21 protein-coding genes are annotated in these 18,791 nt (G+C 67.5%); 8 read left to right on the top strand and 13 right to left on the bottom strand.

Translation table 11 applies throughout. The features are described from left to right. The first annotated feature begins 21 nt into the window (after nt 1-21). Both BJ960_RS14030 and BJ960_RS14035 read left to right on the top strand, forming a co-directional pair. Nucleotides 22-651, top strand: coding sequence for a helix-turn-helix domain-containing protein (locus BJ960_RS14030; RefSeq protein WP_121076753.1), 630 nt, complete (start codon nt 22-24; stop codon nt 649-651). After that, nucleotides 635-1,795, top strand: a complete 1,161-nt coding sequence (locus tag BJ960_RS14035; protein WP_121076751.1) for an FAD-dependent oxidoreductase — start codon at nt 635-637, stop codon at nt 1,793-1,795. Before BJ960_RS14030 ends, BJ960_RS14035 begins: the two co-directional genes overlap by 17 nt. Here BJ960_RS14035 and BJ960_RS14040 read toward each other — a convergent pair. Continuing rightward, nucleotides 1,737-2,552: a helix-turn-helix domain-containing protein gene (locus BJ960_RS14040; RefSeq protein ID WP_121076749.1), complete on the bottom strand. Its 816-nt coding sequence runs from the start codon at nt 2,550-2,552 to the stop codon at nt 1,737-1,739. The genes BJ960_RS14035 and BJ960_RS14040 overlap by 59 nt on opposite strands. A 76-nt stretch (nt 2,553-2,628) precedes the next feature. On the opposite strand from BJ960_RS14040, the gene BJ960_RS14045 reads away from it, so the two are divergent. After that, nucleotides 2,629-3,132 carry a VOC family protein gene (locus BJ960_RS14045; RefSeq protein ID WP_121076747.1) on the top strand — a complete coding sequence of 168 codons (504 nt, stop codon included), beginning with the start codon at nt 2,629-2,631 and terminating at the stop codon, nt 3,130-3,132. Nucleotides 3,133-3,224: 92 nt separating this feature from the next. On the opposite strand, the gene BJ960_RS14050 is transcribed toward BJ960_RS14045, so the two are convergent. From BJ960_RS14050 to BJ960_RS14065, 4 genes are read right to left on the bottom strand one after another with little or no spacing between them, the layout of a single operon-like run. Next, nucleotides 3,225-4,610, bottom strand: a complete 1,386-nt coding sequence (locus BJ960_RS14050) for an MFS transporter (RefSeq protein WP_237463441.1) — start codon at nt 4,608-4,610, stop codon at nt 3,225-3,227. Nucleotides 4,611-4,629: 19 nt separating this feature from the next. Further along, complete coding sequence (locus tag BJ960_RS14055; protein WP_307814547.1) at nt 4,630-5,784, bottom strand: M20 family metallopeptidase; 1,155 nt, start codon at nt 5,782-5,784, stop codon at nt 4,630-4,632. Then, nucleotides 5,774-6,451: a DUF1028 domain-containing protein gene (locus BJ960_RS14060; RefSeq protein WP_185987742.1), complete on the bottom strand. Its 678-nt coding sequence runs from the start codon at nt 6,449-6,451 to the stop codon at nt 5,774-5,776. Before BJ960_RS14060 ends, BJ960_RS14055 begins: the two co-directional genes overlap by 11 nt. Then, the gene (locus BJ960_RS14065; RefSeq protein ID WP_259126124.1) at nt 6,448-6,879 is read right to left on the bottom strand and encodes a RidA family protein; all 432 of its coding nucleotides are present in this window, start codon (nt 6,877-6,879) and stop codon (nt 6,448-6,450) included. Before BJ960_RS14065 ends, BJ960_RS14060 begins: the two co-directional genes overlap by 4 nt. Before the next feature lie 136 nt (nt 6,880-7,015). Here BJ960_RS14065 and BJ960_RS14070 point away from each other — a divergent pair, with 136 nt between their 5' ends. Both BJ960_RS14070 and BJ960_RS14075 read left to right on the top strand, forming a co-directional pair. After that, on the top strand, nt 7,016-7,945 hold the full coding sequence (locus BJ960_RS14070; protein WP_185987743.1) for a LysR substrate-binding domain-containing protein: 930 nt from the start codon (nt 7,016-7,018) through the stop codon (nt 7,943-7,945). Nucleotides 7,946-8,175: 230 nt separating this feature from the next. Beyond that, nucleotides 8,176-9,489, top strand: coding sequence for a flavin-containing monooxygenase (locus BJ960_RS14075; protein WP_185987744.1), 1,314 nt, complete (start codon nt 8,176-8,178; stop codon nt 9,487-9,489). Between the two features lie 83 nt (nt 9,490-9,572). Here BJ960_RS14075 and BJ960_RS14080 read toward each other — a convergent pair whose 3' ends face one another. From BJ960_RS14080 to BJ960_RS14100, 5 genes are all read right to left on the bottom strand, one after another. Beyond that, the gene (locus tag BJ960_RS14080) at nt 9,573-10,928 is read right to left on the bottom strand and encodes a GntP family permease (protein WP_185987745.1); all 1,356 of its coding nucleotides are present in this window, start codon (nt 10,926-10,928) and stop codon (nt 9,573-9,575) included. A gap of 59 nt (nt 10,929-10,987) precedes the next feature. Beyond that, nucleotides 10,988-12,157, bottom strand: a complete 1,170-nt coding sequence (locus BJ960_RS14085) for a glycerate kinase (protein WP_185987746.1) — start codon at nt 12,155-12,157, stop codon at nt 10,988-10,990. Between the two features lie 114 nt (nt 12,158-12,271). Then, nucleotides 12,272-13,417: a CdaR family transcriptional regulator gene (locus BJ960_RS14090; protein WP_185987747.1), complete on the bottom strand. Its 1,146-nt coding sequence runs from the start codon at nt 13,415-13,417 to the stop codon at nt 12,272-12,274. Between the two features lie 3 nt (nt 13,418-13,420). Next, nucleotides 13,421-13,723, bottom strand: a complete 303-nt coding sequence (locus BJ960_RS14095; RefSeq protein WP_121076731.1) for a Dabb family protein — start codon at nt 13,721-13,723, stop codon at nt 13,421-13,423. An 87-nt stretch (nt 13,724-13,810) separates the two neighbouring features. After that, nucleotides 13,811-14,101 (bottom strand): glutaredoxin family protein, encoded by a 291-nt coding sequence (locus BJ960_RS14100; protein WP_185987748.1) that lies wholly within the window; start codon nt 14,099-14,101, stop codon nt 13,811-13,813. Between the two features lie 93 nt (nt 14,102-14,194). Here BJ960_RS14100 and BJ960_RS14105 point away from each other — a divergent pair, with 93 nt between their 5' ends. Beyond that, nucleotides 14,195-14,788 carry a hypothetical protein gene (locus BJ960_RS14105; protein ID WP_185987749.1) on the top strand — a complete coding sequence of 198 codons (594 nt, stop codon included), beginning with the start codon at nt 14,195-14,197 and terminating at the stop codon, nt 14,786-14,788. A 68-nt stretch (nt 14,789-14,856) separates the two neighbouring features. Here the strand turns inward: BJ960_RS14105 and BJ960_RS14110 are convergent, their stop codons facing one another. Both BJ960_RS14110 and BJ960_RS14115 read right to left on the bottom strand, forming a co-directional pair. Next, nucleotides 14,857-14,955, bottom strand: coding sequence for a 30S ribosomal protein bS22 (locus BJ960_RS14110; protein WP_005504750.1), 99 nt, complete (start codon nt 14,953-14,955; stop codon nt 14,857-14,859). A 100-nt stretch (nt 14,956-15,055) separates the two neighbouring features. Beyond that, the gene (locus BJ960_RS14115) at nt 15,056-15,520 is read right to left on the bottom strand and encodes an ArsR/SmtB family transcription factor (RefSeq protein WP_121076725.1); all 465 of its coding nucleotides are present in this window, start codon (nt 15,518-15,520) and stop codon (nt 15,056-15,058) included. A 141-nt stretch (nt 15,521-15,661) separates the two neighbouring features. On the opposite strand from BJ960_RS14115, the gene BJ960_RS14120 reads away from it, so the two are divergent. Beyond that, entirely contained in the window at nt 15,662-17,029 is a 1,368-nt protein-coding gene (locus tag BJ960_RS14120) for a TrkH family potassium uptake protein (RefSeq protein WP_220663775.1), read from the top strand. Then, entirely contained in the window at nt 17,022-17,687 is a 666-nt protein-coding gene (locus BJ960_RS14125; protein ID WP_119282741.1) for a potassium channel family protein, read from the top strand. Before BJ960_RS14120 ends, BJ960_RS14125 begins: the two co-directional genes overlap by 8 nt. A gap of 128 nt (nt 17,688-17,815) precedes the next feature. On the opposite strand, the gene proC is transcribed toward BJ960_RS14125, so the two are convergent. After that, entirely contained in the window at nt 17,816-18,667 is an 852-nt protein-coding gene (gene proC, locus BJ960_RS14130) for a pyrroline-5-carboxylate reductase (RefSeq protein ID WP_237463440.1), read from the bottom strand. Between the last annotated feature and the right edge of the window lie 124 nt (nt 18,668-18,791).

Below are 18,791 nucleotides of genomic sequence, written 5' to 3' on the forward strand. Positions count from 1 at the left end.
TCGTCGCGACGGGAGACAGCCATGGAAGAACTCGGTCAGCTCGGACCCCGCCTGCGCGCCGCACGCCAGGGCCGCGGCTGGACGCTCGACGACCTCGCCAGCCGGGCAGGCATGTCGGTGTCAACCCTGTCGCGCCTGGAATCGGGAAAGCGCCAGGCAAGCCTCGAACTGCTGCTGCCGCTCACCCGGCAGCTCGGCATCCGGGTGGACGACCTGCTTGCGCCGGCGACGCGCGACCCGCGAGTGCACCGCACCCCGGTCACCCGCGGCGGGATGACGATCGCCCCGCTCACCAGGACCGAGTCAGACGTGCGCGCGTTCAAGATCACGTACAGGCCCGATGCGCCGGCGCGCGAGCCGCAGGTGCACGACGGCCACGAGTGGCTCTACGTGCTCTCGGGCGAGCTCAGCCTCGAGCTCGGCGAGCAGCGGCTCACGCTGCTGCCTGGCGAGGCCGCAGAGTTCGACACGATCGTGCCGCATCGCATGCGCGCGGCGGGGCCCGGCCCGGCCGAGGTCATCAGCATCTTCAACGCCGCCGGCGAGCGCGTCCACGTGCACTCACCGGCGGACGAACAGGCCTCAACCGAGCGGGCTTCAGCCGAGCAGGCCGCGGGCGAGATACGCTCGGAGCATGGGCACACAGACTGACCACATCATCGTCGGCGGCGGCATTATGGGGCTCTCGGCAGCCTGGCAGCTCGCGCGACGCGGCGAGCGCGTCCATCTCATCGAGCAGTTTGACCCGCACCACGCGCGCGGCGCCTCGCACGGCTCGACGCGCAACATCAACAACGCGTACCACGAGGAGTTCTACCTCGACCTGTTCGACGAGGCGTTCGCGCTCTGGCGGGAGCTCGAGGCGGGCGCGGCAGAGCCACTCCTCGGGCTCCACGGGCTCGTGACCCAGGGTGACGAGGCCGTCGTGCTCGCGGCGCACGAGGCCCTCGTCGGCCGCGGCGCCGACGTTGCGCTCCTCACCCCGGCTGCGGCCGCCGAGCGCTGGGCGGGCATGCGGTTCGCGGGCCCCGTGCTCCTCGGCAGGCAGGCCGGTGTCGGGTACGCGGCCCGCGCCCTCGACGCGCTTGAGGCTGCCGCCGCGGGCGCCGGAGCGACGATCGAGCGGCGAGCGCGGGTGCGCGGCATCGACGCCTCGGCGGCCGGGGTGCGCGTCAAGGTCGAGGGAGCGGATGGTTCCGTGCGCACGCTCGCGGCGGGATCAGCGATTGTCGCGGCGGGCGCCTGGTCAGGATCCCTGCTCGATGGCCTCGTCGACCTGCCAACGCTCACCGTCACCGAGGAGCACCCCGCGCACTTCACCCCGCGCGACCCGGCGCACATCTGGCCGTCGTTCAACCACATGTTCACGCCCGCCCAGCTCGATGAGCGCGGCGGCAACGTGTACGGCATGCCAAGCCCGGGCGAGGGCGTCAAGGTCGGCCTGCACGCGGTCGGCCACGTCGTCGATCCGGATCAGCGCACGTTCGCCCCCACTCCCGAGGTACGGGCGGCGGTGCGCGAGCACGTCATCGAATGGTTCCCCGGCCTCGATCCCGACACCGGCGTCGAGATGAGCTGCACCTACACCTCGACCGCGTCAGGACGCTTCGTGCTCGACCGCGTCGGGCCGCTCACGATCGCCGCCGGCCTCTCGGGGCACGGGTACAAGTTCGCGCCGGCCATCGGTCGGGTTCTCGCCGACGCGGCGACCGGCGCCGCGCTCCCACCGGCGGAGTTCAGGCTCCCCGCGCACGGGATCGGTACGCCCGAGGCGTCATCCCCAGCACGGCCGTAAAGTCGCGCGTGAAGTGCGCGTGATCGGCATACCCGGTCGCCGCGGCGATCTCAGCGATACTCGCAACCGCTCCCCCGGCGGCATCGGCCGGCGCTTCAGCGCGCAGCCGCTCGGCAGCTTCCTGGAGGCGCCGCCGCTGGATCATCGCGTGCAGTGAGAGCCCAAACGCACGCACCGCGATCCGCTGCAGCGTGCGCGTCGACGCGTGGAGCTCGGCGGCGAGCTGATCGACGCGCGTGATCTCCGGCTGCTGGAGGAGCACGGCAAGCCGGTTAGCGAGCAGCCCGTCGGCATCGGGCTCGAGGAGCCTGTCTCGGAGCCACGCTGTCACTGCCGCGACGGCCGCGCCCCGACGGTCGTCTCCCGGCCTCGCCGACTCCATAGCACCCGCGACCGAGGCCAGCAGCGCCGGCTCGGCGAGAGTGCGCGCGCCGTCCCGCAGCCCGGCAGGATCCGGCGCGAGCGCGGGCACTGCCGCCGGCTTCAGCAGCGCGCCAACCGCCCACCCGGCTCCCTCAAGCACCCGGCTCGATCGCCGAGTCGGTGGCCCGACGAGCGTCACGCCCGTGGGCTCAACGACGAGGTTGCATGCGGGGAACGGCAGAATCTCCTGGGTGATCGTCACGCCGTCTGGCAGCCGCCACTCGGGAATCCAGAACCAGGTGACCCACTCGCTCACATCGGCTGGCGCAGCCACCCGATGAAACTCGGGGAGGCGCTCGGGGTAAAGCACTCCCCTGCCGCCGTCGACGTCCATCCTGGCCTCCCCTCCCGCGGCGCACCTGTCACAAATGTACAAGCCGGCGAAGCCTGCGCGACCCTACGCTTACTGCATGACCACCACCGAATTCCCCGCCGCGAACGGCGAGCACACCACCAACGGGCGCCCAAACGGCGCCACCAGCCTGACGCCGTTCATCGCGATCCCGGGGGCCCGCGAGGCGATCGAGTTCTACCGCGACGTCTTCGGCGCACGCGTGATCGACGTCACCGAGATGGGTGGGGCCGTCGTTCACGCCGAACTCGCCTTCGAGTCCGGCCACCTGCAGCTCGGCGAGCCCTCGCCCGACTATCGACTCGTCGCACCGCCAGTCGGAGACGACGACTGCTACTCGCTCGGGCTCTACGTCAGCGACGCCGACGCCGTCGTCGAGCGCGCCCTCGCCGCCGGGGCGACGCTGCGCGAACCACTCACGAACTTCGTATCGGGCGACCGATTCGCGAGCGTCCGGGACCCCTTCGGGGTGCGCTGGTCGGTGATGACCAGGATCGAGGACCTGTCGGACGAGGAGAGCGCGGCCAGGGTCCGCGAATGGAGCAAGTCGTTCGGGTCGTAGGCCGGTAAGGCGGTCTACAACTGCGGCGGGCGGGCCGCCGCAAGCAGGAAGGTCGGGTCTGGCCTTCCTTGCAGACCCGACCTTCGGCGCCGCTAGGCTCTCCCGTACACCTCGCCCGGAATCTCGACTGTTGCCGTCTCAAGGTCCTGCTCTTTCAGGAGCGCTACCCCGCGAGTTTCCGGTATCGAAATGACCGTTATGATTCCTACGACGCCGACGGCGGCCAAGAAGTACCCCGGTACGAGCATGTTTCCCGTGCTGTCGAGGAGCCAGGTCAACACGTATGGGGCCGTTCCGGCGAAGAGAGCCGCCGTCACCGCGTACGCAATCGAGAGTCCAGTCTGCCGCGTGCGCGTCGGGAACAGCTCAACGACGGTCACGGCATGTGTTCCGAGGATAATCGCAAGAATGAGCGCCAGCCCAAGTGTGGATACGAAGGACGCCCACGATGCCCCTGATTGCATGAGGAGGAAGAGCGGAACCGCGAGCAATGTGAGTGCCACGGCAGCAGTCATCAGCACGGGCTTTCGCCCGAGTTTGTCCGACGCGATGCCGGCGAGCGGAACCACAATGAGCCCGAGCGCCGAGGCAAGCGTCGACAGCAGGGCCGCACGGCCAGCGTCAAACCCGATATAGACCTCTTGGTAGGTCAGCAAATACACGAGCACAACGTAGAAGGTCACGTTCATGAAGATTTCCATGCCGCAGGTCTGAATGAACTCTCGCCTATTCCGCTGGAACACCTCGCGAACGGGAGCGTGAGAAACCGTTTCGAGTTCCTTGAGCTGTTCGAACTCTGGGGTGTCTTCGATCTTCCGACGAATGTACAACCCGATAAAGCCAAGTGGAACAGTGATGAGAAACGGTATCCGCCATGCCCAGTCGATGATTTGTTGAGGATCGAAGACGACGTTGAGCAGCACAACAGTGAAAGAGGCGAGGAGGAAGCCGAGTAGGCTGCCAAACTCGAGCCAACTTACCCCGAACCCCCTTCGATTTGCGGGTGAGAACTCGCCGAGGAACGCGGCGGCACTACCGAACTCACCGCCCGCGGCGAGCCCTTGCACGACTCGAGTAGCGATCAAAAGGATCGGCGCGGCGATCCCGATCGAGCTGTACCCCGGAAGCAAGCCCAGAACAAGTGTTGCAAGTGCCATCGACAGGATCACGATGGACAGTGTCTGCTTTCGTCCAAGCCGGTCTCCGAGTCGGCCAAAGATCACCGCTCCGATGGGACGGACTAGGAAGGACACCGCGAAGACCGCGAACGCCGCGAGTAGACCTGACGAACTATTACTCTCCGGGAAAAACACGACGGCAATTGTGCCTGCGAGGTACGCGTAGACAGCCCAGTCGAACCAGTGCACCAGCACACCAATCGATCCCGCTACGACGCTTTTTCGAAGACTCTTTTGGTCCACGAGATCGCTGATTTCATGGACAGGCGATTCTGTCGACATTGACTTCTCCTGCTTCATTTGTGGGTTGAGGGTTGTGTCAGATGGTGTGGGCGCGGGAGCGCGCCGCGTCGAGCGCAGTCCACGCGAGGGCCGTCGCCCCGTCCCGAAGTGTGCGTTCCGCTGTCTCGCCGACGCAGGCGTCGGCGAAGGCGGCCTGATGGTTGCTCGCGGTGCCGCCAACCCCGATGTACGGATGGATCGCATTCACGAGTTGGGAGACGTTCCCCATGTCAGTGGACGCACGGTTCATGGTGACGTCGGCGGGGTTGGCGTCGAAGTTTCGCCCGAGTGCGAGCGCGTTTTCCCGGTACCAGGCGAGCGCCTCGTCGTCGGTGCGCATCTCTGCGTAGCGCTTGCTCTCGGGCGTCACGGTGAGTTTCGCGCCCGTCGCGAGTGCACCGGCCTCAAAGCACTTCAACACGCGCTCCTCGAGCGCGATGAGCTCCGCGGTGGTCTCCGCGCGCACGTACCACCGGCCTTCGGTGCGCTCCGGGATCGCGTTCGGGGCCTCCCCACCTCGGGTCTGCACGCCGTGCACCCGAACGCTCGAAGGGAGCTGCTGCCGGAGCAGCGCGATCGCGAGCTGGGCCACGAGGAAGGCATCGTTCGCGTTCGTGCCGCGCTCGGGGTACGCCGCGGCGTGTGCGGCCTGGCCGACGTACTGCACGTGCCAGTGCGTCACGGCGAACGGCTTGGCCTCAGCGACGTCCACCGGGGCGGGGTGCGCCATAAGGGCGAGGTCGAGGTTGGCAAATGCGCCACGCTCGAGCAGCTCGATCTTGCCGCCCCCGCCCTCCTCCGCGGGGGTACCGACAACCTCGACCGCGATGCCGAGTTCATCGGCCACGGCGGCGAGCGCGATCGCGCCGCCTACCGACATCGCCGAGATGAGGTTGTGCCCACAGGCGTGCCCAAGCCCTGGGAGCGCGTCGTACTCGGCGAGAAACCCGACGGTGAACCGCGCGGCCCGCTCCGGCAACCGCACCGCGCGAAACGCGGTCGCAAGACCGAGGTAGGCGCGTTCAATCTCGAAGCCGTGGGCCTCTAGGACGCCGGAGACGGCCGCGGCCGAGCGATGCTCCTGCCAGCCGAGCTCGGGGTCGTCGTGCAACTGGTTCGATAGCACGACAAGTTCGGGTTCCACGGCTCCGACGGCCGCCGCGATCCCAGCTTTCAGCGCGTCACTCGTCACCGGGGACTCCGTACGACGGGGCAGCGGCCGGGTTGAGCCCGCGGTGGGTGTAGTCGTCGCGCTGCGGCAGCCACTCTGCCAAGACGCGGCCGAGCGTCTCGACCGGGGCGTCGTCCCAGTCAACGCGCAGATCGGTGACGCGCCATCCGGCGTCGCTCACCACCGCGAGGCCTGCCGAATGGATCGGGCCAGCCTCGCCGCCGGCCGCGAGCGCGGCTTGCAGCGCGGCGAACAGGCGCTCCTCAATCCGTCCCGTTGCCGCAACTGCAGTGTCGACGAGCGCGTCGAGCACCTCGAGCGAGGCAAGCATGTTGCCGCCGGCGACCGCGTTCTCACGGCTGGCGGCGCCGAAGATGCCGAGCGCCTTTCCCCCGGAGAAGACGGCGGGCCGGCCAGCGCTATCAAGCACGAGCAGTTGCCGGTAGTCGATGGTGGCCGGGTCGGCTGCGGAGACCACTGCATCGAGCGCTTCCTGCGCGCTCGCACCAGTGCGGAGTTCGGCGAGCAATGACTGCCCGAGTCTGGGATCGGTCACGTTCTGTGAGTGCGCACCGCCCACGCCGTCGGCGAGGTTGACGCAGCGCGCCGCGACAGCGGGAGACGACGAGGCGATGACCGAACCGAACTCGCCGGTCTCGGCGTCACGAAGAATCAGCGAGAGCGTCATGCCGCGTCCGCCTCCGAGATCACGGCGGTCGCGTCAATCTCAACGAGCCATTCTGGGCGTGCGAGGGCCTGAACGACAATGCCGGTCGACACCGGATAGACGCCCTTCAGCCACGTGCCCATGGTGCGATACACGTCTTCGCGGTACCGGGGGTCAATGATGTAGACGGTCACCTTGACGATGTCAGCGAGGCTGCTGCCTGCCTCTCGGAGGAGCATGTCGATGTTCGACATGGCCTTCTCGGTCTGGGCCACGACGTCGCCAATGCCGACGGACTCGCGAGTTTCGAGATCCTGACCGATTTGCCCGCGCAGGTACACGACCCCGTTCGCGACAACCGCCTGGCAGAGGTCATTGTCGAGGTTCTGCTCCGGATAGGTTTCCTTGGTGTTAAACATCCGCAGGCGCGTGTGCGTTGGCTCCGTCACAGGATCTCCTCGTTGAGTGGGGGTCTTCGTTCTCCAGCCAATTGTCGAGAGAATCCGAGTATCTGTAAAATACTCAAAACAAAGATAGGGTATCTGGAAAACAGATCGATCCGTCGACGCGAGAAGGAGACAGGCAATGGCGCAGCGTTTTCCGCTCACCCTCACGCAGCTGAGTTATTTCGCGGCGTGTGCGAAGGCGTTGAACATGACGGCAGCGAGCCAGGAGCTCCACGTTGCCCAATCAGCAGTATCCACGGCCGTCGCGCAGCTCGAACGGTCGCTCGGGGCGACGCTCTTCATCAGACAGCATTCCAAGGGGTTGATCCTCACCGCCGCGGGCGAGTCGCTGCTTCGCGATACCCAGCGGCTCTTCGGGATGCTGTCGGAGACAATCGACACGATCCAAGCAGATCGCGACGACCTCACTGGCCAGATCACCATCGCGAGCTTCCATACGCTCACCCCCTTCTTGATCCCACCCCTGCTGCACCGGCTGAGGGAGCGCCACCCAAACCTCGCCGTCTCCGTCAGGGAAGGCGACTACGAGCAAAACCTCGCGGACCTGCGCGGGGGCCGCGCAGAGGTCGCCATTACCTACGCGCTGAGCAACGCCGACGGCGTGGCCCAGGAGGTCGTCGGGCACGCGGCTCCGCATGCGGTGCTCTCCACCGATCACCCACTCGCCAGCCGCGCATCGGTCTCGCTCGCCGAACTCAGCAGCGAGCCCTTCGTATTGCTCGACCTGCCGGACAGCAACGACTACTTTCTGAGCCTGCTCGCGACGGCGGGTGTTTCCCCCGAGGTCCGCTACCGCACGAAGAACTACGAGGCGGTGCGGTCGTTCGTCGCCATGGGGCTCGGGTTCTCGATCCTCAACCAGCGCCCGCGCACCGCCGCGACCTACGCGGGCAACAGCATCGCAACCGTCGAACTCAGCGGCGACGTTCGCGGCCTCGACGTCACGATCGCCACCCTCGCTCAGGTCGAACAGACCGCGCGGTCCAAGGCCGTGAAGCAGGCGCTCGTAGATTTGCTCGCCGAAGACGGGGCGACCGCGACCGAGTAGCCGCCGGACAGCGGCTCATTCATGCGTTTTTCCGATAACTCGTCAGGGTTCAATCTATTTCCCTGATCCAATGCTCCGCGAATGTGTATTGGCTTCGCTCGCTACCCCTGCGGTTTGCTAGGTGCGTCGAAGGTCGCCGCCCGCGCGACCCGGCAGAGAGCAGCCGAACGGGAGTACGCCCCGATCCGGGCGCTCCGCACCCCACACTTCTACTCGAGCGGAGAGAAACTATGTCAAGCCCTGAACCCGAGGTCACCGAGGTCCTCGTCGTTGGCGGCGGCCAGGCCGGCGTGGCGATGAGCGAGCACCTCACCCAGCGCGGGATCGACCACATCGTCGTCGAACGAAACCGCGTCGCCGAGAACTGGCGCACCGCTCGATGGGACTCGCTCGTCGCAAATGGTCCGGCCTGGCACGACCGCTTCCCAAGCATGGCGTTTGAGGGCGTCGCAGCTGACGAGTTCGCGCCGAAAGACGCCGTCGCCGACTACCTCGAGGCCTACGCGAAGGCGTTCTGTTCCCCCATCCGCACGGGGGTGAGCGTGACCTCCGTACGCCGCAACGAGCACGGCGCTGGGTTTACCGCACACACCTCGGAGGGCACCATCACCGCCCGGTACGTCGTCGCCGCAACCGGCGCGTTCCAGAATCCAGCGATTCCGCCCCTCGTCCCAGACGACGCCCCGCTCACTCAGATCCATTCGAGCACCTACCGAAACCCCGACCAGCTTCCCGCCGGTGGCGTGCTCGTCGTCGGTGCGGGCTCCTCCGGCGTGCAGATCGCCGCGGAGCTGCGCCGCGCGGGCCGCGAGGTGACGTTGGCGGTCGGACCCCACGATCGCCCACCGCAGCGCTACCGCGGCCGCGCATTCGTCTGGTGGCTCGGCACCCTCGGCCTCTGGCAGGCGGCAGCCCCGGCAGCGGGATCCGAGCACGTCACCATCGCCGTGAGCGGCGCCGACGGAGGTCACACCGTCGACTTCCGCGACCTCGCCGCAGACGGCATCCGTCTCGTCGGGCGCGCGAGCGGCTACTCCAATGGAACGCTCACGTTCGACGATGATCTGGCCGCCAACATCGAACGCGGCGACAGCAACTACCTCGCCATCCTGCAGGCGGCCGACGCCTACATCGCGCGAAACGGACTCGATCTTCCCGAGGAGCCCGAGGCGCACAACCTCGGACCGCTCCCGGCCGATGCGCTCGACCCCATCCGCGAGCTCGACATTGCCGCCGCCGGCATCACCTCGATCGTCTGGGCGACGGGGTTCAAGAGTGACTACTCGTGGCTCCAAGTCGATGCGCTCGACGAGCGCGGCCTCCCACGCCACCAGCGCGGCGTGTCCTCAGAGCCCGGCGTCTACTTCCTTGGCCTCCCCTGGCAGTCGAGCCGCGGATCCACCTTCATCTGGGGCGTCTGGCACGATGCAAAATATCTCGCGGACCAGATCGAGATCCAGGACTCGTATCTCGGGTACGACGGCGACGGGGTGCCGTGGAACTTTGTGCCGAAGGCGCCAGCCGCCCGCGCCGTCAACGCGTAGCGGCACGCACCGAGCCCGGGCCCCTGTCTCAGCCAGTGACTGGCTGCCTCCGGGGCCCGGGCTCGGTGCGTATGGCGGGCGCGCTACAGCATGATGAGGCTGATGACCCAGACCGCGACGAACGCGGAAACACCCTGGATGAGCGTCGCCGGCGTGAGCGTGCGGTAGGCCGTCGCCGTCGGGATGCGACTGAACTGCGACACCACCCAGAAGTACGAGTCGTTTGCGTGCGAGACCACCATCGCGCCCGCGCCAATCGCGAGCACCGACAGCACCGCACCGATGTCGCTGCCGAGCCCGAGCGCCGGCAACAGCGGCAGCATCATCGCAGACGTGGTCACCATTGCAACGGTCGACGAGCCCTGCGCGGTCTTCAGCGCCGCGGACACGATGAACGGCACCGCGATGCCGATGCCGAGCGTCGCGAGGTTGTCGGCGAGGAACGTGGTGATGCTGCTCTTGCCGAGCACTCCACCGAACGCCGCACCTGCCGCGGTGATCATGAGGATCGGCGCCGAGATCGTGATACCGTCGGCGATCTGCGTGTTGAACCGCTCGAGCTTGCCGTTGCCGCGCAGCAGGAAGATCGCGGAGATGAGCCCGAGGGCGAGCGCCACGACGGGAGTGCCGATGAAGTTCAGGGTGGCCGCGAGGCCGCCCTCACCAAACGGCAGGCCGGGGAGCTTCGCGATCGACGCGAGGCAGATGAGCAGGATCGGGATCAGGATCGGCAGGAACGCGACGAAGCCATTCGGGAGCTTCCCGTAGGCGGCCTTGAGGTCCTCGTAGCTCTCCTCGACCTCGCCCTCGGGGAGCGGGAGCAGCTCGATGTCGCGCTTCAGGAAGGTGTTCGCGTAGAGGAGCGCGGCGAGCGCGGAAACTGCTGCGACGATGAGGCCGAGGCCGATGAGGAGGCCCAGGTGGGAATCGACCTCGAGGTTCGCGGCGGCCGCGAGCGGGCCGGGAGTCGGCGGGACGAGCGTGTGCGTGGCGTACAGACCCGTCATGAGCGCGATCGACATCGCGACGAGCGAGACGCCGGTTCGCTTGGCGATGGCCTTGCGCAGGGAGTTCAGGATCACGAACCCCGAGTCGCAGAACACGGGGATCGAGACGATGTATCCGATGACCGACATCGTGAGCGTCGGGAAGCGCGTTCCGATGAGCTTAATGAGCGCATCAGCCATCGCGATCGCCGCGCCAGATCGTTCGAGGATCACCCCGATCATCGTGCCGAACAGGATGACGAGGCCGATGTTGCCGAGGGTCTTCCCGAAGGATTCGGTGATCGTCGGAATGATCTCCTCGACGGGGAGCCCGAAGGCGAAGGCGCCGATGAACGCTGCGCCGAGCAGGGCGAGGAACGGAGATATCTTGAACTTGGCGGTGACCAGGACAATCCCGGCGACCAGCACCAGTAGCACGATGAGATCGAGCACGGTTTCTCTCTTTCTTGAATGACGACTGTGTCAGTGTGGTGGGTCGCCCGACGGCGGTGTCAGGCGGTGGGGTTGCGGGGCATCGCGAGCGCGACAACGTGTGCCGCCGTCTCGGAAATGCGGGCTTCGGTGTCGGCGACGAGCTCGGCGAGAGCTGCGGGTCCGGGGGCGATCGAGAACGCGGCGGTGATGCCCGCGGCCCGGCCCTCGGCTGCGGTGAGCGCAACAGAGCCGGCGATCACGACGAGCGGCACAGCGGTGGGCCGGGTGCGCGCGACAAGGTCGACGACCTTGCCGTTTGTCGATTGGCTATCGAGCTGCCCTTCGCCGGTGAGCACGAGCGTGGCGCGAGCAAGGAGGTCTGGAAGCCCGATTGCTTCGGACACGAGATCCGCGCCGGCGACGGTCTCTGCGCCGAGCAGCGCGACCGCGGTGAGGGCGATGCCGCCCGCGGCGCCAAAGCCTGGCCGCTCGGTGTAGGCGCTCGCGGGCAGGCCGTTACGCTCCGCGAGCACTGTCGCGAGCCGTGCGAGCCCGGCGTCGATCACCGCAATATCACTCGCCCGTGCGCCCTTTTGCGGGCCGAACACAGCGGCGGCGCCCTCGGGTCCGCAGAGCGGGAATCCGACGTCGACGGCGATCTTCCACGTCGCCGCGCTGGCCCTCGGATCGAGCCCCGACGTGTCGATCGTCGTGATCGAACCGAGCCCGGCCGCACCCGGCTGCACGTCAACACCAGCGGCGTCAAGGAACCTGACGCCGAGCGCCCGCAGGATGCCGGTGCCTCCCTCGCTCGTCGCCGAGCCGCCGACGGAGAGCAGGATCTCGGTCGCCCCGTAATCGAGCGCGTCGAGCACGAGCTGTCCGACGCCGAACGTGTCGGCGTCGAGCGGTCGCAGCGGCTCGTCGCTCACCCAGGGCAGCCCGTTGGCCTCAGCTGCCTCAATGATCGCGGTCGCCCCGTCTGTGCTCACGCCGTATCTGGCAGTGCGCGGTCGGCCGAGCGCGTCGAGCACGCGAGCATCACGAGCCCCGACACCCCAGGCGGTGAGCAGGGCGTCGAGCGTCCCCTCCCCGCCATCGGCGAGCGGAATCTCGACATACTCCGCTGCATCGCCCCAGACGTCGCGAGCCCCGGCAATCATCGCGCGCGCGGCCGCGTCGGCAGGGCAGCTCCCCTTGAACGAGTCAGGGGCTGCAACAATCACGGGGCGTTCTTTGCCGGGCATGCGTTTCAGCATAGGAGCGGCGACGACTCCCGAACAGGTGCGAAGCGCACCGTAACTCACACACCGTGGCGCAACAGGCAGTGCATTCTGCACCGCGCGCGTCGATGGAGTAGGTCAGCGCGCGCTGGCGCCCGTCTCCCCCACAGCCCGCTGGGCTGCAATCGCCAGTGCGAGCACCGCCGCCTGCTCCGGAACGCGCAGGTCAAACCCCGTCCGCTCGGCGATCGCCTGCAGGTGGCGGCGGACGGTGTTTCGATGCGTGAAGCCTGACCGCGAGAGCTCGGCAGCGTTCCCCACCGCGAGGTACGCGCCGAGTGTCTCGCGCTCGGCGGCGCTCAGCCCCCGCAGCACAGCCATGAGGCTCTCGGCGACCGGCGCGGGCAGGTGCGCCGCCGCAAGGTGCAAGAGATGGGAGCTCGCCGCCCGCACGCCGGGCGCGTTCCACAGCTTGCGCTGCGCCGACAGCGCAGCGAGTTGACTCGCCTCGAGCGCGAGCTGCGCATCGCTGCGACACACACTCCCGAAGACGAGCGCCGTATCCGGCAGGAGCTCACTGATTCGGCCGGCGAGCGCGGCGCCAGGGTCCGTCCGCCCGTCGGCAGCGCGCTCGGCGTCGCTCGCAAGCACCCACAGCACGCCCCGCAACGCACCGACGACAACGTGGGGGCCGAGGGCAGACCGCAGCCTTGCGACCCGCGCGGAGTCGAACGCCGCCACGCCGGCAGCCGTCGCCGCGGGCACCATCCCAGCGACGAGCGCCCACGGGCCCACCAGGGCGGGGCTGCGCTGGCGGAGCGCGCCGATCGCGTCGAGCGGACGCGAGCCGTGCACCAATCGCGCCAGCACGTCGCGGTCCGCCGCGTCCCTCCGGGACTCGCCCGCAAGCTCAGCCTCGCGCTCGAACAGCAGTGCAATGGTGAGCACGAGCACGGGGGCGAGCGACTGGACCTTGGCCGGGGTCCCGGTGACGCCGACGACCCCAATCACCGTGCCGCGGTATTCGAGGGGAAGGTTCACACCAGGCCGTTCCCCGGAGCGCACCGTGTCCGCGAACACGCTCACAGCCTCGTTCGTGGCGGCGGCCTCGCGTGCGCCAGGGTGCAGGGTGCCCACGCGCGCGACGTCGCTCGACGCGATAATGAAGCCGTGCGCGTCCATCAGGTTCAGGTTCTCTTGAATCGCCGGAGCGAGCTCGTCGACAATGCGCTGTGCGAGCGCCGAGCTCAGGTGAATCTGCTGCGGCCGCGACTCCGCGGTCACGGGCTAGACCTCGAAGTCGACCCCGGCACGACCCGCGGCGCGCTCCTTGACGAGCGCGACGACGGCGAGGTGGTCGGGGTGGGTTGCATAGACGTCGAGCGCAGCCTGGTCCTCGTGGTCACTGACGAGCACGAGATCCCAGTTCGCATCGACGTTGTACGCGTTGAGGTGCACCTCGAGCGACAGGATGCCTGGCACGGTCTGCGGGAGCGGGCGGAGCGCCTCCGCGATCTCCGTTGCCTGGCGCGCCCGGTCCTCCGGGGTCTCGCCATTCATCTTCCAGCTCACAATGTGGCGTACAGTCACGAGGTCTCCTTCAATCAGTGCGGTGTGCCGCGCGACCCGAGTGGTCGCGCGCGACGTGTGGTGGCAGGCGGCGGCCCGCCGGGCCAGTCAGCGACGCCAGAACGGCTTCTTGCTCCCGGCGGCCCGCCGAACCGCAGTCTCGAATTTCTCCGCGTCAACGTGCCAGATCGCATGGCGCTTGTCACCGATGCGCACCACGGGGATGTCCTCCGAGTGCAGGCGCGCCAGCTCGGCGTCCTCGAGAATATTCAGCTCTGCGAGCTCGGTCGCTACGCCGTCAGCAGCGAGTTCCGAGCGCACCCGTTCGACGACGTCCCGAGCGTCGTCGCAGAGGTGACAGCCGGGCTTCCCAATGAGAGTGATGCGAACTGGTTCCACGCTGCAAGTCTAGGCCGAACGGCCGGCCACCGGCTTCGCACTTCGCTCCAGGGGGCTCGTGTCGGGCGGACGACGTTCGCTAGCCTGGGTGACATGCGCAGACCCGTCCCGCTCTCCGTGACCGCCGCCGCCCTCATGCTCCTCACTGGCTGCGGTGCTGCACCCGGTGCCGGCGGAACGCCGACCGCTGACGCCACCAGCCCCGCAGACCCGAGCCCCTCGGACAGCGCCCAGCCGCAGTTCAGCTTTGCACAGGTCTCGTCATGCGCCGAGGTGGAGGCCGCCGTTCAGCCGTACATCGAGGGACTCGTCCCCAACGAGGCGAGCGTCGTCGACGAGTGGGGCGTCAGCTGTTCCTGGGAGCCCGCGGACGGCGAGCTCGACCCCGCAAACATCAGGGCAGTGTCGGTGCAACTCGCACCAGTGGAGCCTGACGCGGAGGCTCCCGACCCGAGTCTTGTTGCACAGTCCGATGGCGGTACCGTCATCGACAGCGACTGGGTGAGCGCACACGGGGGCGTCGCGTTCTCGCTCACGCTCGGCACCGCGGTCGCAGGGGCCACCGCCACGACCGTGTGGGTGCCAGGAGTCGAGGCGACTGTCGGGGGCGGCACGTGGGACGGGTATCCGGCGCTGGACGGCCCCGCGGCGGTCGACCTTGTGCGAGGCCTGATCTCCGCAAGCTAAGCAGGCCCCCACAAACACCACAGCGGCCGGCAACGATGTGATCGTTGCCGGCCGCTGTGGTGTAACAATTACTTCTTGTTGCGACGCTGGTGGCGAGTCTTCCGAAGCAGTTTGCGGTGCTTCTTCTTGGACATACGCTTGCGGCGCTTCTTGATTACTGAACCCATCAGTTACCTCACGTCTCTCGGGCCGTACGGGGCCTAACCGTAACGTGGCCCACAAGTTCAACAGTCTACAACGCCTGGCCCGCTCGCGCGAACTGACAGATTACTCTCGCAGCTTAAAGCGCGCCACAAGTTCCTTCACGCGGTGCTCGGCAACGGCGGCAGCGCGCCCGATACGCTCCGCAGCGCTCGCCGCTTCTTCGGGCAGCACGGGCTCCCCGTCCTGCAGCCCAGCGGGGCCAGTGAGCGACGAGCCATTGCCATCGAGGTACTCGACAGTCACCTCAGTCTCGAAGCCAGCGGACAGGAACGGGATCACGAAATCCTCGACCATCTCGAGCGGCTCGGCGTTCAGCGAGTAGAACCGGTGCTGGCCTTCCTCGCGAACAGTGACGAGCTCGGCGTCGCGGAGCACCTTCAAGTGCTTCGAAACTGTAGGCTGGCTGATCTCAAGCTGGTTGACGATTTCGGAGACGCTCATCTCGGCATCATCGACGTGACGGTCGAGCAGCACCTGCAAGATGTCACGTCTGGTCGCGTCCGCGATCACTCCGAAAATGTCTGGCATAGACACCAGGGTATCCCGACCAGTGTGTAGCATGACAACATTGACCCCCACCGTTCGCTGAAAGAAGGAGAAGTGAGCTCAAGCGCACTGACGAACAGGGCTCCCTTTCAGGGAAATAGGCCGTCGTGGTTCCATGCGCTCGTGCACACCACCCCCGCCCGGTTCGCGATCCTCGTCTTCACGAGCCTCGTAGCTATCTGGACGGCGCTGCTCGCACTCCCGATCTCGAGCGCATCCGGCGAACTCACGCCGCTCGCCGATGCGCTATTTACCGCGGTCTCCGCGATCTGCGTCACCGGTCTCTCAACCATCGACATGGCGACGCACTGGTCGCTCTTCGGGGAGATCGTGATCCTGCTCGGCATCCAGATCGGCGGCGTCGGCGTGCTGACGATCGCGAGCCTGCTCGGCCTGACCGTCACCCGAAGGCTCGGGCTCAGGCAGCGGCTGCTCGTCGCGAGCGACACGAACCCGAACCGGACGGCGCGTGGCGCCTCCGAGAGCCAGGCCGTCGGCCTCGGCGACATCGGCGGCCTGCTGTCGGCTGTGGCGATCAGCCTCCTGGTCATTGAGGCGGGTCTTACCCTGCTCATTACGCCGAGGCTCATGGCCGAGGGCATGGACTTCTGGCACGCACTGTGGAACGGGTTCTACCTCGCAGCGTCGGCCTTCACGAACACGGGGTTTGTGCCGCTCGCCGGCGGGCTCGAACCCTATCTCGGCGACTACTACCTGCTCACCGTGCTCGCCCTCGGCGTCTTCCTCGGCAGCATCGGCTTCCCGGTGATCTTCGCGCTCTACAGATACGTGATCAAGGGCTCCGAAAAGCGTCGCCACATCGGGCTGCACGCAAAGCTCACGCTCGCGACGACGCTCGTCTTCGTCGTGCTCGGCTGGCTCCTCATCACCTCCCTCGAGTGGAACAACCCGGCAACGCTCGGAGCCGAGCCCGTCGGCCGCACCCTGTACGACGCGTGGTACATGTCGATCATGACGCGCTCCGGCGGCCTCGGGATCATCGACCCCATGGAGATGAACGGCTCGACCAGGCTCGTCATCGACATGCTCATGTTCGTTGGCGGCGGGTCTGCCTCCACGGCCGGCGGCATCAAGGTCACCACAATCGCCGTGCTCTTCCTCGCCGCCTATGCGGAGGCGCGCGGCTACCAAGACATGCAGGCGTTCGGCCGGAGGATCCCGACCGAGGTGCTCCGCGTCGCCGTCTCCGTCCTCATCTGGGGCGCGACAATCGTGCTCATCTCGACGACGGCCATCATGCACATCGCTGGTACAACACTCGATGAGACCCTGTTTGAGGTGATCTCAGCCTTCGGCACGTGCGGGCTGAGCACCGGCCTGTCGGAGGCGCTGCCCGACGCCGGTAAATACGTTCTCGCGGCGACGATGTGGGCGGGCCGTGTCGGCACCGTCACCCTCGCCGCCGCCGTCGCCGCGACAAGCAGGTCGCGGCTGTTCAGGTTCCCGGAGGAAAGGCCGATCGTTGGTTGATATTCGAAGTGATGCGCCCGTCATCGTGATCGGGCTTGGGCGCTTTGGCGCCTCGACTGCCGGTCAGCTCGACCGGCAGGACCGCGAGGTCCTCGTCGTCGACAGCAACGCCGAGCTCGTGCAGAAGTGGTCCGACCGAGTCACGCACGCGGTGCAGGCCGACGCCCGCTCCATGGAGGCCCTGCAGCAGATCGGCGCGGACGAGTTTCAGATCGCCGTGGTCGCGACGGGCGCGTCGATCGAGTCGAGCGTGCTCATCGCCGCGAACCTCGTTGACCTCGGGGTGCCCCAGATCTGGGCGAAGGCGATCTCGCACTCCCACGGCAAGATTCTCGAGCGGATCGGCGTGAACCATGTCATCTACCCGGAGCGCGAGGCGGGCGAGCGCGTCGCGCACCTGCTCTCGGGCGCGATGCTCGACTTCATCCAGTTCGACGACAACTACGTCATCGCGAAGATGTACCCGCCCCGGTCGGTCCGCGGCCGCACGCTGCGGGAGAGCGGCGTGCGCACGCGCTATCGGGTGACTGTCGTCGGCGTGAAGACGCCCGGTGAACCGTTCACGCACGCGACGCAGGACACCATGATCTCGCGACACGATCTCATCATCGTGTCGGGAACGGCCGCCGACGTCGAGCGCTTCGCCACAATCGGCTAGCCCGGCCGCCCGCCGCGGCCGCACGGAATGGGATCTGCAGAAGATCTGCCACAGCCGACCAAATCGGCCTGATCTTGTGCGGATCCCATACGCAACTCCCTGGGAGCGGACGCCGCCCCGCGTGCGGGCTATTCGCCCCGCTGCAGTTCCTCCGAGCGGCGAACGTTTGCGGCGAGCGCCCGGTCGAACAGCTCCCCCCAGTTCGCGTCCTGCAGCACGAGCACGGCCTGCTCGGTCGTTCCCTTTGGGCTCGTCACGTTGCGGCGCAGCTGCGCAGGCTCCTCGCCGCTCTGGACGAGCAGCTCCGCGGAACCGGAGACTGTCCCGTTCACGAGCACACGCGCCTGCTCAGGCGTGAAGCCGCGCCGGAGTGCGGCGGCGGTCATCTCCTCGACGTACAGGAACAGGTAGGCGGGCCCGGACCCCGAGACCGCTGCGACGTCGTTGATCTGGTCCTCACGCACGACGATGACGTCTCCGACGGTTTCGAACAGCTGGCGCACCGTCTCGACCGCCTCAGCCGATGCAGACGTGCCACCCGCGACGCCCGTCACGCCCCTCCCGAGGTGTGATGGGGTGTTCGGCATCGCCCGCACGACCTGCGCTCCGGGGAGCTCGGCCTCGATCTGCTCGCATGAGACGCCTGCCGCGACGCTCACCACGATCGTTCCGGGGGCGATCTCGGCGGCGATCTCCTTCGCGACTCCCGCGATCATCCACGGCTTTACCGCGAGCATGACAAGCTCCGCGTCACGCACGGCGGTCTGGTTCGCGGCCGGGTCGGTCTCGGCCGCGTAGGCGACAACGTCGGAGGCACCGTCGAACTCGGCTGCGCTCGCCGCGGAGTTCGTAGTGACGGTGATCGGAAGCGCGATCCTCACGTCTGGGCTGCGGAGGCCCGCGAGGATCGCGCCTCCCATCGAGCCGACTCCGATCATTGCGGTGCGGGGAAGCGTTGCGGTCTCTGGCTGCGTCGTCATACGTCCAGTCTGCCCGACAACGGGCTCCGGTTGTGCAGCGAGTCTCCAGGAACCACACGCATCTCGATCTCACTGGCCGCTGAAAGCCAGCGCACGAGCACCTGAACATCACGCTCAACGTTCC

The organism is Leucobacter aridicollis (assembly GCF_013409595.1).
GTDB lineage: Bacteria > Actinomycetota > Actinomycetes > Actinomycetales > Microbacteriaceae > Leucobacter > Leucobacter aridicollis.